General features: G+C 35.5%; 10 protein-coding genes. 3 read left to right on the top strand and 7 right to left on the bottom strand.

The genetic code is table 11. The features are described from left to right. The first annotated feature begins 42 nt into the window (after positions 1-42). Positions 43-2,895, top strand: coding sequence for a translation initiation factor IF-2 (infB, locus tag V7S79_RS08530; RefSeq protein ID WP_459490157.1), 2,853 nt, complete (start codon positions 43-45; stop codon positions 2,893-2,895). Positions 2,896-2,971: 76 nt separating this feature from the next. On the opposite strand, the gene V7S79_RS08535 is transcribed toward infB, so the two are convergent. The 3 genes from V7S79_RS08535 to V7S79_RS08545 all read right to left on the bottom strand — a co-directional run bounded on the left by V7S79_RS08535 (position 2,972) and on the right by V7S79_RS08545 (position 5,461). Then, complete coding sequence (locus tag V7S79_RS08535) at positions 2,972-3,316, bottom strand: hypothetical protein (RefSeq protein WP_459490158.1); 345 nt, start codon at positions 3,314-3,316, stop codon at positions 2,972-2,974. A gap of 280 nt (positions 3,317-3,596) precedes the next feature. Continuing rightward, positions 3,597-4,328 (bottom strand): hypothetical protein, encoded by a 732-nt coding sequence (locus tag V7S79_RS08540; RefSeq protein WP_459490159.1) that lies wholly within the window; start codon positions 4,326-4,328, stop codon positions 3,597-3,599. 128 nt (positions 4,329-4,456) lie between these two features. Continuing rightward, the gene (locus tag V7S79_RS08545; protein ID WP_459490160.1) at positions 4,457-5,461 is read right to left on the bottom strand and encodes a proline iminopeptidase-family hydrolase; all 1,005 of its coding nucleotides are present in this window, start codon (positions 5,459-5,461) and stop codon (positions 4,457-4,459) included. A gap of 183 nt (positions 5,462-5,644) precedes the next feature. Here V7S79_RS08545 and V7S79_RS08550 point away from each other — a divergent pair, with 183 nt between their 5' ends. Next, on the top strand, positions 5,645-6,346 hold the full coding sequence (locus tag V7S79_RS08550; protein WP_459490161.1) for an SGNH/GDSL hydrolase family protein: 702 nt from the start codon (positions 5,645-5,647) through the stop codon (positions 6,344-6,346). Between the two features lie 178 nt (positions 6,347-6,524). Here V7S79_RS08550 and V7S79_RS08555 read toward each other — a convergent pair whose 3' ends face one another. After that, positions 6,525-7,073 carry an acyl-CoA thioesterase gene (locus V7S79_RS08555; RefSeq protein WP_459490162.1) on the bottom strand — a complete coding sequence of 183 codons (549 nt, stop codon included), beginning with the start codon at positions 7,071-7,073 and terminating at the stop codon, positions 6,525-6,527. 148 nt (positions 7,074-7,221) lie between these two features. Next, the gene (locus V7S79_RS08560; RefSeq protein WP_459490163.1) at positions 7,222-7,965 is read right to left on the bottom strand and encodes a hypothetical protein; all 744 of its coding nucleotides are present in this window, start codon (positions 7,963-7,965) and stop codon (positions 7,222-7,224) included. A gap of 519 nt (positions 7,966-8,484) precedes the next feature. Here V7S79_RS08560 and V7S79_RS08565 point away from each other — a divergent pair. After that, positions 8,485-11,013 (top strand): serine hydrolase domain-containing protein, encoded by a 2,529-nt coding sequence (locus V7S79_RS08565; RefSeq protein ID WP_459490164.1) that lies wholly within the window; start codon positions 8,485-8,487, stop codon positions 11,011-11,013. Positions 11,014-11,017: 4 nt separating this feature from the next. Here the strand turns inward: V7S79_RS08565 and V7S79_RS08570 are convergent, their stop codons facing one another. Both V7S79_RS08570 and V7S79_RS08575 read right to left on the bottom strand, forming a co-directional pair. Next, the gene (locus V7S79_RS08570; protein WP_459490165.1) at positions 11,018-11,260 is read right to left on the bottom strand and encodes a Fic family protein; all 243 of its coding nucleotides are present in this window, start codon (positions 11,258-11,260) and stop codon (positions 11,018-11,020) included. Continuing rightward, a complete protein-coding gene (locus tag V7S79_RS08575; protein ID WP_459490166.1) occupies positions 11,172-11,849 on the bottom strand; it encodes a virulence RhuM family protein in 678 nt (225 codons plus the stop codon). Before V7S79_RS08575 ends, V7S79_RS08570 begins: the two co-directional genes overlap by 89 nt. Between the last annotated feature and the right edge of the window lie 168 nt (positions 11,850-12,017).

Raw genomic sequence — 12,017 nt, forward strand, 5'->3', positions numbered from 1 at the left:
TAAAGATTAATAGTTTAAAACATATAGTATTTAGTAAAATTTATGGCAGAAGAAAAGACAATGCGATTGAGCCTTGTAGCAAAACAAATTAATGTAGGAACGTCTACGATTCTACAATTTCTTTCTGCTAAAGGGCACAAAATTGACAACAACCCAAACGCCAAATTGAACTTTGAGCAGTTGACTTTGTTAGCCAAAGAATATCATGCAGAGCATATTCTTGAAGCTGGAGAGGCACCTAGAAAAGTTGAAGAGGTTGCTGAGGTTGTTGCGCCTACTCCTGTGTCAATTCCAGAACCTGAAATTGTTGTTCAAGCTCCTAAGCCTGAACCTGTTCCAGAACCTATTCCAACCCCTGCGCCGGCTCCAGTAATTGAAGCGAAAGTGGAGGAAAAACCAGTTGAAGCAGTAATTGCTCCTTCTGTTGAAAAGGAAGAGGTAAAGGAAGAGCCAAAACAAGTAGGTTTAAAAATATTAGGTAAAATAGATTTAGATAAAAATGGAAATCCTGTTAGACCTAAAGCCGAGCCTGTCGTTAAAGAAGAAGCTAAAATTGAGGCTAAAGTGGAGGCTCCTGCTCCTAAAGCGGAAACTCCTGTTGCAGAAGTAAAAAAAGAAGAAGCTCCTCAACCAACTGTAGTAAAAGTCGAGCCCGCAACTCCTGAAGTTATAGCTCCTGTGGTACCTGAAGAAATTGAATTGATTGAAGCTAGAGGTGAAACCTTAAAAGGTTTAACTGTTTTGGGTAAAATTGAATTACCTGTTGCGAATGATCGTTCAAATAATTCCAACAAGCACAAGCGTAAGAGAATCGTTAAAGACGAAAAGAAACCTGCAGGAAATGCTGATCAGGCAAATCGTCCGAATAATGCTCCTAACCAAGCTTCGCAAGATCCAAACAAAAAGAAGGATTTCACGAAAAAGCCAGGAGGAAATCAAGGAAATCAGCAAGGAAACAAAGTTCAACCGAAAGAAGAACTTTCTGATAAAGATATTCAAGAGCAAATCAAGGCCACAATGGCTCGTTTGCAAGGTGCCACCAACAAGCAAAGTTTTGGTGCCGATAAGCGTAAATTAAAGAGAAGAGAGAGAGCAGAGGCTGAAGAGGCGCGTCAATTAGCGGAAGATGAAGGTGCAAAAATCTTAAAAGTAACGGAATTTATTTCGGCTAGTGATTTAGCTTCTTTGATGGATGTTTCTGTGAACGAGGTTATCTCTACTTGTATGAGTTTAGGTATGTTCGTTTCGATCAACCAACGTTTGGATGCAGAAGCGATTACCATTATTGCAGATGAGTTTGGATTTGAAGTGAGTTTCGTTTCAGCGGAAGAAGAAATTGATGCTGTTGAAGTGGAAGTAGAAGATGATCCGGCTGATTTAGTTCCAAGAGCACCGATTGTTACCATCATGGGTCACGTTGACCACGGTAAGACATCCTTATTGGATTATATCCGTCGTGCTAAAGTGGCAGCAGGTGAGGCTGGTGGTATTACTCAGCATATTGGAGCATATTCAGTACAAACAGATTCTGGTAAAAAAGTAACTTTCTTAGATACACCTGGTCACGAAGCGTTTACCGCCATGCGTGCAAGGGGAGCTAAAGTGACTGACGTTGTAATTATCGTTATTGCAGCGGACGATTCAGTGATGCCACAAACGAAAGAAGCTATTAATCACGCTATGGTAGCTGGCGTGCCGATCATTTTTGCTTTCTCGAAAGTAGATAAGGATGGTGCCAATACAGATAAAGTACGTGAGGAATTAGCAGCCATGAACATGTTGGTGGAAGATTGGGGAGGTAAATATCAATCTCAAGAAATTTCATCTAAATCTGGACTAGGTGTTAATGATTTATTAGAAAAAGTATTGTTGGAGGCTGAATTATTAGAATTGAAAGCCAATCCAAATAAAAAAGCAGTAGGTTCTGTTATTGAAGCGGAATTAGATAAAGGTAGAGGTTATGTGACCACTTTATTGATTCAAGCGGGAACTTTACATGTGGGTGATATGATGTTAGCAGGTGATAATTACGGTCGTGTGAAAGCGATGTTCGATCACCATGGAAATAAAATTAAAAAAGCGGGTCCATCTACTCCAGTTCAAGTTTTGGGATTAAATGGTGCACCTCAAGCAGGTGATAAATTAATCTGTTTAGAAAATGAGCGTGAAGCCAGAGAAATCGCTAACAAAAGAGAGCAAATCTTACGTGAGCAATCTTTACGTACTCGTAAGCACATTACATTAGAAGAAATTGGTCGTAGAAAGGCAATAGGTACTTTCCGTGAATTAAACGTAATTGTAAAAGGTGACGTGGACGGTTCAGTGGAGGCCTTGTCTGACTCATTGATGAAGCTTTCTACGGAAGAGGTTCAAGTACGTATCATTCACAAAGGGGTGGGGCAAGTATCTGAATCAGATGTCGCTTTAGCAAGTACATCGGATGCAGTAATTATTGCTTTCCAGGTTAGACCTTCTCAAAATGCCCGTAGATTGGCAGAAACTGAGCAAATTGAAATTCGTAACTATTCGATTATCTACCAAGCCATTGATGAAATCAAGGCTGCCATGGAAGGTATGTTGGCTCCAACATTTGAAGAAGTTAACACCGCCAATATCGAAGTTCGTGATGTATTTAAAATTACTAAAATTGGTACTGTAGCTGGATGTTATGTCTTAGATGGTACCGTAAAACGTTCACATAAAATTCGTGTCATTCGTGACTTTGTCGTGATTCACGATGGAGAAATTTCAGCCTTGAAGCGTTTCAAAGACGATGTAGCAGAGGTTAAATTCGGATACGAATGCGGTCTTTCTGTCAAAAACTTCAATGATTTAGAAGTTGGAGATATGTTGGAATGCTACGAAATGAAAGAAGTTAAGAGAACGTTGAAATAGTTATTAGTTGTTAGTTATTAGTTGTTAGTTATTAGTTGTTAATATTTTCTGATAACTAATAACTAACAACTAATACCTAACTTAAAGTACCTACATATTTCCCATTCACCACATAGCGCACAAATCGCTTGTCGTTTTCAGAGCTTTTTCGATCCACTAGATTATCCTCTGTGCTATGTTTTGCCTGAAATTTGGTATTGATATTTTTAATGAATTGATTGCGTTGGTTCTTTTGGATATCCACATTTTTCTTTGCGATGTCGAGGAACTGTTTTAAGTCCTCCGTACTAATTCCCTCTTCTTTTTCTTGTAGCATTTTCAAAAAGGCCAATTCTATGTCATTAAAGATCGAATTTTGTTTTTTGAAACCAAGGAACAACAGAGCAGAAACACCTAATGATGCTAGAATGATGGCAAACATTAAGAAGATTTTAGATGTGTAAATGGGAAATTTTACAAAAGATTCATCAATAGGTTTAAATTGACTTAAAAATTGACTTGCCTTTGTTTTAACCTGTTGAAACTTTATGTTGGGATTTATTTCTTGTTGAGCACTGTACAAATAAATACTATCCTTAATTTGAACGATGTCACTTCCATTGCCCCAGTTTCTACCATTTTTTTATCAAAAATAGTCAGTTGAAGAGTTCCTGGATCTGCGGCAATACATACTTCTTTTAGATTAAAGATAAAATGGTTGTCTATCCAATTGCTTTCTCAAAGGAAGCATGATATTTGGCTAAAATCTCTTTATTAATCTCTCCTTTCTTATCCCAATTTTTTGTTTTGAAGTCGTAAAAGTAAAGATTTTGTTCATTTTTACCGATGATTAAGTTTTCAGGATTAATGAGGTTTAGTGTCCAAATTCCATCTTTTTTTGAATCGTATCCACAGACGCTATAATCTACAGATAAAGGTCCTTCATTATTGATTTTATATAATTCCCAACCTTTATTATTTTCGTCAAAGTAGGTTAATTTGTTATTATAATTCCAAAATCCATACCCTCCAATGCTAAACAATGTGTCCTTTCGAACAAATTGATAGGCGAAGAAATTAAAACCTTTAAAGGAAGAATGATCTAATCGTATTAGTTCAAAAGTATTTCCTTTTCGAACGAATTGGTAGACCAAGCTAGTCCCTTTGATACTGATGATAGGTCTATTTTTTAAATTGAATTCCTGAATGTTAAAGATATCACAATCCAAGGAAGTTATCTCTGGATGCTTTGTCCCTAACGTACCTATGAATTCAAAATTTTCAGCATTGGGAATTTCTTGGAAAACCTGATTGGTTTGTAAATCAATTTTAATAAGCAGTTTTCTTTCTTGATTGAACGATTTGAGTTCATGTGAATAGGGCAAGGAATTCAATGACAAGAGACCAACATTCAATAATAAGAAAATGACTTTCCAGCCAACACATATCCTCATAGTAAATGGTATAAATTTTAGAAACTTGTGAATGTATTCAACGTAAAATACGGTGTACACAAATATAAAAATTCCCCTGAAAAGATACGTGAAAGAATGTAGACAAATAGGTGATTTACCTATTTATCTCACTCCCCACTCACTTTTTTGATAAACCCAATCACCCCATTCATATACTTTTTTTGGTCATCCCACATGGCTAGGTGACTGCCGTTTGGACAATACAGGTATTCTCCGTTTTGGACCATTTTGCTTTGTTCCTCCATGGCTTTAGGATCCATGGTATCGTATTTGGCACCTATCATTAAGGTGGGAACAACTATTTCTTTTAAACGATTTTTGATATCCCATTTGGCTAATAATCCACTGATGCCAAATTCGCTTGGTCCTTGCATCTGTACGTAAATTGTCCCATTGGCATGTTTTAAGGATCTATTCAATGCATCAGGCCATTCTTTGAGTCGGCAAATATGCTCGTGGTAGAAGTTCGGAATTAGTAATTCCATGTAGCGTGGATTAGAAAAATCTTTTTTGGCTTCTATCGCACGGATTTCATGCAGTATTTCTGGTTTCATTTGTTTGGCCAATACTTCATCTGCGTATTTTCCATATTCAGGTGCGCTGGCTACCATGTTGGATACCAATAAAGCTTTCATATTTTGCTGATATTTCAGGGCATATTCCATGGCTAAAATTCCTCCCCATGAATTTCCTAATACATAGAAATTAGAAGCATCGGCTCCTATGGCTTTACGCACTTGCTCTACTTCCTCTACAAATCGTTCCGTTTTCCAAAGCGTTGAATCGGTCGGTTGATCACTATAATAAGAGCCCAATTGATCATATTCGTAAAATTCAAATCCCTCCCTTTGAAAAAATGTCTCAAAACATTCCATGTATTCATGTGTCATCGCTGGACCTCCATGCAATAATAAAATTTTTATTTTCGGATTATTGCCAAATCGTTTTGTCCAAACTTTGAATGTGCCTTTGGGTGTTTGGATAGGTATCATTTTTACACCTGCAGATTCTAAGCTATCTGGATAACTAAAGTAGTTAGTCAGCGTTTCTGAGGGTTTGGAACAAGAAATGATGGACAAAAATGAGACGATAAATAGATGATGTTTTAACATGGTATCTTAGATTTAGAGATTTCGTTGGCTAATTTGATATTGTAAACATAATCTTATTTTGTTCAAAAAATAATAAAACTCTTGTTGTTTTTATTTTAACTCTTAGTTCACTAAGTGTTTTTCGTTGTATAAACTTCCAAATACTAAATTTAAACAATTCATCAATTGCTTGGTTTGTAAAGAATGAAATATTGTTTCGCTATTTTTTTACTGATTTTCGGCTTTTCCTGTCAGAAATCCTTTGAATCCGAAATAATTATTGCAAAGCCTGTTATCTCTCAAAAAGACTCTACAGCTATTTCTTGGTTGGCCTTGGGAGATTCCTACACCATTGGCCAAGGGGTAAATCAATCAGATCGTTTTCCTTATCAAGCACTGCAATTGTTGAAAATGAAATTCATTCAAACCAAACGTTTGACTTACTTGGCAAAAACGGGTTGGACAAGTGCTGACCTGCTTAAATCGATGGGGGAGCAAAATTTAGAAGAACATAATTTTGTTTCACTGTTGGTTGGTGTCAATGATCAATATCAAGGAATTGATACGAGTACCTATCGGAAAAATTTTACCTTTCTTATAAATAGATCCATTGAATTAGCAGGTGGAGATGTAGGAAGGGTTTTAGTTCTTTCTATTCCAGATTATAGCTTAACACCGATTGGGAAGCAATTGGACACATTGAAGATTAGTAAAGAGATTGATATGTTCAATGCAATCAATAAACGGATAGCGCTTCAAAATAAATGTTCCTACATAGACATTACGGAAATTGGTAGAAATGCCAAAAATAATCCGGATTGGATAGCTCAAGATGGCCTACATCCTTCTTCACTAGCTTACCGCAAATGGGCAGAATTGATATATGCGGCTTTTTTGAGTTATTGATAAGAAAAGAGGAAAGAGAAAAGAGGAAATTCGGTGGCTGAGGTTCTCGAAGCCACATCTTACCTCTTACCTCTTACCTCTTACCTCTTACCTCTTACCTCTTACCTCTTACCTCTTACCTCTTACCTCTTACCTCTTACCTCTTACCTCTTACCTCTTACCTCTTACCTTTTACCTTTTAAAGATATTTCAATTCGCATTTTTCTCCAATACACATTTCTTGAATATCTCCAGCAATATTTCTTAAATCAGACTTTAATAATTCACGCTTTTCTAAAGATAATTTGCGCAATAATTTTCCTTCGGCAAATCGACGAGCTTGTGTTTCGTTTTCTAAAATCAATCCAGGAACTTCTGTTAATTGCCCTTCTTCATTTTTTGCCGCCATGGTGAAATAGCAAGAATTGGTATGAGTAACCACTCCAGTTTTGGGCTTTAATGACTCGATTCGCATTCCGATAATCATGGTGGTTCGACCTACATAATTAACGGATGCTTTGATGGAGACTAAGTCACCAACTTCTACGGGATTGAAAAATTCCACACCTTCGACGGCGACTGTCACACAATATTGACCGCTGTGTTTGGCGGCGCATACATAAGCAACTTTATCCATCAAAGACAATAAGGTTCCCCCATGAATTTTACCACTGAAATTGGCAAAAGCAGGAATCATTAATTCAGTGATGGTGGTTTCGGAATCAGAAACTTTTTTGAAATTAGGCATATCGATTTTAATATATGGCAAAATACAGCTTTCTAAGATTATTCTCGTATTTAGAAAGGTATTATTTGCATAATTATTTCATATTTAGCCAGTTGTTGATTCGACCCATAGGTGTTGAAATGAATATGGGATTTATTTCAATGAGATTTTACTTGTTCAACTGTTTTTCAATGATATGAATTAAATCTTCTCCTTCGTTTTTGAGCTTTTCCTCAAAAAACATCACCACATAATTGGATTTATCCATACCAAAAAAATGAGTCATCATTAGATTTAATTTAACCGGATCATTGGAAAGGAGTGGAGGATTCTCTTTTGGCATTAAATAGGAAAAGTAATTACTTACTTTTCCACCAGAATATTTCATTAAGACCTTGATGTCAAAAATTTCGCCATTTGCTCTAGAGTATTCTCGCAAATAATTCATTTCTCCTTCTTGAAATTTTTCTATCGCTGCGATGGAATTTTCATAATGTTGAATGGCTTGAACAATTTCTGGATTATGGATTAAACGTAATCCACCAGCATTTTTTAACAACTGAAAACCTGCATCGGTGCGTTCAAACAAATATCGAACATGTAATCTTCTACTATTTAAATAAAAAGGTCCTGTGTCTTTTTTATAGGTTTCGTTGGTATAAGTATCAGCAAATTCCTTGCAAATGGATGCCCTAATGTTTCGATAATATAAATTCGAATCCACCATCCGAATATCCATTGTTAAGTCTTTTACAATTAACTCCAAAAATTCTTTTTCTCTTTCCCGCTCTACAAAATGTTCTCTGTAGTTTTCAACGAAAAAGCCGAGTGTGACTGCCAAAAAAAGCATTAGAAATTCGCTGAAGTATTCTTTCCAATTTTTAGGTGCATGATGCGGGTGATGTACTTCCATTTACTGATTAATTCCTTGTTTTATAAATAAAATGACTGGGTAATTTTGATTTTGCATGGATGGAGTTTGAAGTTGCTTGCTGTATATTTAATTAAATTAAACTCATAATTATGACCTTCCCCATATTATTTGCCATTATAGCCGTATTGATTATTTTTTACAGAAGATATCAAAAGAACAAATAGATTGATTTTGCTTCAATTTTATGGAATTGTGAACTTTTTATTTGTCCATATTTCTGTCATTTTTGTCCAGATTTATTCTTTTTTGATTTTGGGATTTGTGAAATTCATTTCAATTGTTCCTTTTTCTGAAATGGGAACAATCATTACATTGTGATTCTCAAAAATGACTTATTTATGGTTTAGGTTTGTTGAAAATTTTAAACACTTGTATAGATTAAAATAATTGATATAGTTTTTTAAAAGAGGGATCAATTTGGTCCCTTTTTTTTGACTCATTCGTGATACTTTTTTGTGAGAAATATTTCTGTAATTTTAGCTCAAACTTTTTATTTCTATGAAAATAATTTTAACAAAAATCACGCTTTTACTAGCGGTCTTCTTCTTTGTAAATACAACATTTGCTCAAAAATTTGACACTCTCGATCAATTTTTGAAAAATGAAATTCAATCGAAAAAATTAATGGGAGTCCATGGTTTGGTATATCATAAAGACAAAGTCGTCTACAATAAATTTTATGGTAATCGAGATGTTGATAAAAACGTAAAAATGTCTGGCAATGAAATTTATTATTTACAATCCATGTCAAAACCGATTGTGACTGTTGCTTTAATGACACTCTATGAACAAGGTAAATTTCAATTGGATGATCCTGTAGAGAATTATTTGCCAGAATTTAAAAATCTTCAAGTAGTAAAAGATGTGAATGTGGGAATGTCCAGTGAATTGATCCCAGCACAACAAAAAATAACCATTCGTCAATTGTTGAGTCATACTTCTGGTATGTCACACGGAATTACTCAAGTAAAAATGGATCGCGATATTTGGAATACCATTTTATATGATCAAAGTTTAACTACGATTGAAAAGCGTGTCAAAGCTTTGGCTAAAATACCTTTGTCTTATCAACCTGGTTCTAAATGGAATTATTCTTTTGGTCCAGATGTGGCTTCTCGTTTGATTGAAGTTTTATCTGGAGAAACAACGGATTCCTTTTTAAAGAAAACCATTTTTCAACCTTTGGGAATGAAAGACATTGGGTACAATTTGAACGAAGAGCAGCAAAAACGTGCTATGATTGTTTATGATTTTGCCGATGGTAAAAATTTGACTCGTTCAAAAATGCAACCACAAAGTGCTGGTGTAACAGTTTTTGCGGGAGTGAATGCTTTATGGGGCACTATGGATGATTATTTGAAGTTTGCTAAAATGCTTTACAATAATGGAGAATTAAATGGAAAAAGGATTTTGAAAAAGGAAACCTTGGAATTGATGCGTCAGGATGTAACCCATGATATTACGCGCAAGCCAGATCAAAATTCAAGAATTTATAAAATTGCAACGGGCATTTCCATGGATGAAGATGGAAGTACGAATTTGGAACCAGGCTACGGATTTGGTATTGGATTTGGAATGTTAAAAGATCCAATGCTTGCGAATCGAACCAATGTGTCAGTTGGTGAGTATTTCTGGAGTGGTGCAAATTCAACCCATTTTTTTGTGAATCCTAAAGATGATGTGATTGGTATTTTTATGACGCAAATTGGTGCTTTAACAACACCGAATCCCTATCAATTTTATTTTAGCGATGAATTTAGGACAGGAGTTTATGAGGGGATCAAAAAGCCAACAAAGAAAGTAGTTAGTTTAGAATCTGTTGGAGAAAAGGAAGTTAAAGAATTGGGATTTAAGCCGTCTATATTAAATGACTATGAGAATTTTGTCATTCAATCGATTCAAAACAAAGATATTGCAGGTGCGGTCACGCTCATAGCGCGCAAAGGTAAAATTGTACATTTTGAAGCAAAAGGGGAGTCGCAAATGGAGACCCATATTCCCATGAAGAAAGATGCCATCTTTCGTTTGGCATCAATGACGAAGCCCATTGCAACACTAGCTTTGTTGTTATTGATGGAGGATGGCAAATGTAAGCCTAATGATCCCGTGAGTAAGTATTTGCCCGAATTTGCTTCTCAGCAAGTTTTGATTTCTAAAGATAGTGTGGATGGACATTGGATTTATAAAACCAAAGAAGCTACCAAACCCATGTTGATTAAACATGTTTTGACGCACACCACAGGTCAACCCAGTGCTTATGGGGGAAATATGCCCGAAATTTACAATGCAATTACCAAGGATGTGTATTTCAGCGATTTGGAACATTATGTAAAGAAATTGTCGAAACTCCCTTTAACGCATGAGCCGGGTGATGGATGGATTTATGGTCCTGGTTTGTTGGTAGCTGGTAGAATTGTGGAAGTAATTACAGGGCAACCCTTCCAAGATTTTGTGCAAAAACGAATATTAGATCCTTTGGGTATGGTGGATACACATTTTTATTTAGAGCCTAAAGATGCACCAAGATTTACATCTTATTATCAACCAGATGGAAAAGGAGGGTTGGCTTTAATCGATCCAGGTTCTGAAAAAAGCATTAGAATTAGTGGACAAAAAACCTATTATTCTGGTTCAGGTGGATTGCATTCTACCGCATTAGATTATTTCAAGTTTAGCCAAATGGTTTTACAAAATGGAGAATTGAATGGTGTTCGTATTGCAAAGCCCTCTACCATTGCCATGATGAAAACGGATTATGTACCATTGAATTTGGAAGCGGCTATTACACCGACCGACAATTTAAAGAACAATGGATTTACGTTCGGCTATGCAATCAAAAGAAAGGAAATAGGAAATGACCCGCGTCCAGCTGGCACTTTGTATTGGAGTGGCGCGACTGGCCCAATTTTCTTTATCGATCAAAAGCATGAAATGATTGCCATGGTATTATTGCAAAGGCCGTCCACGAATCCTCCTAAATTAAGAACGGAGTTTAAAAATTGGATAATGAAGAGTTTGGAGGAATAGGAGTTTAATCAATTAAACTTCTGTTTAAAACGCTTATTAATAGCATTTTGACGGTTTGCATTTCATCTGGATGGCTGCTTGCTACAAAAAGTGTCAAACTGGCTAGTGCTTCATTGCTAATGATAAAATGCCCTTTTGGATTAAAAAGAAGTTCATTTTTATTCAGGAATAATAAAAAACAAGCAGCAGCGATACGTTTGTTGCCATCTATAAAGGCGTGGTTTTTTATGATTAAATACAAAAGCATCGCTGCTTTTTCTTGAATAGAAGGAGGTCATGTTGTTCAAATCCCTTTTGTCTAAATTCTCATGGTCATAATCATCTAATAATTGTAGTCCAAGGCTATATTGTCGTAACCATTTAAAGTCTTCTGAATGAGTAGCTTTTTCTTCGATGGTTCTACTCATAATTCGAATGCCATCTCTTAATACCTCTAATTTTTTATTTTGCTCTTCTAGTCGTTTTTGATTAATCGCATATCCGGCAATAAGATAATCTTTTAGTCGTTGCGTAGCCCTTTGGCGGAATTGAGTACCGCGTTTTGAATTTACTCGATATCCGACTGAAATGATTACATCGAGATTATATGACTTTATTGTTCTTTTAATTTTACGTTTTCCTTCTATTTGAACTACCGAGTTATTCTCGGTAGTTGACAATTCCTCTAACTCTTTTTCTTTAAAAATATTTTTTATGTGAAGACCTATTGTATCTGAATCTTTTTCAAATAACATTGACATTTGCTTTTGTGATAGCCAAACAGTGTTTGCTGAGATTTGTACCTTTAATTCTGTAGTACCTTCATTGGTTTTGAAAATTTCGATTTGATTTTCCATTTATATTAGTGATTAGGTTAATAAATTTAAAAAATGAAAAGGGCTAAAAAAATAGCAAACATTAGATTATCAGTTTATTGATAATTATTAATGCGAATTAAGAGTCAAAATATCCTTTGTGAACTTGGTGTTTAAAAATAGGAGTTAACACAAAGATTCACCAAGTTT

The sequence above is a fragment of the Aquirufa sp. ROCK-SH2 genome (genome assembly GCF_054558315.1).

Excerpts from the sequence above, each read along its gene's own strand:
- infB (WP_459490157.1), top strand. The coding sequence starts at position 43 with ATGGCAGAAGAAAAGACAATGCGATTGAGCCTTGTAGCAAAACAAATT.
- V7S79_RS08535 (WP_459490158.1), bottom strand. The coding sequence starts at position 3,316 with ATGTTTGCCATCATTCTAGCATCATTAGGTGTTTCTGCTCTGTTGTTC.
- V7S79_RS08540 (WP_459490159.1), bottom strand. The coding sequence starts at position 4,328 with ATGAGGATATGTGTTGGCTGGAAAGTCATTTTCTTATTATTGAATGTT.
- V7S79_RS08545 (WP_459490160.1), bottom strand. The coding sequence starts at position 5,461 with ATGTTAAAACATCATCTATTTATCGTCTCATTTTTGTCCATCATTTCT.
- V7S79_RS08550 (WP_459490161.1), top strand. The coding sequence starts at position 5,645 with ATGAAATATTGTTTCGCTATTTTTTTACTGATTTTCGGCTTTTCCTGT.
- V7S79_RS08555 (WP_459490162.1), bottom strand. The coding sequence starts at position 7,073 with ATGCCTAATTTCAAAAAAGTTTCTGATTCCGAAACCACCATCACTGAA.
- V7S79_RS08560 (WP_459490163.1), bottom strand. The coding sequence starts at position 7,965 with ATGGAAGTACATCACCCGCATCATGCACCTAAAAATTGGAAAGAATAC.
- V7S79_RS08565 (WP_459490164.1), top strand. The coding sequence starts at position 8,485 with ATGAAAATAATTTTAACAAAAATCACGCTTTTACTAGCGGTCTTCTTC.
- V7S79_RS08570 (WP_459490165.1), bottom strand. The coding sequence starts at position 11,260 with ATGCTTTTGTATTTAATCATAAAAAACCACGCCTTTATAGATGGCAAC.
- V7S79_RS08575 (WP_459490166.1), bottom strand. The coding sequence starts at position 11,849 with ATGGAAAATCAAATCGAAATTTTCAAAACCAATGAAGGTACTACAGAA.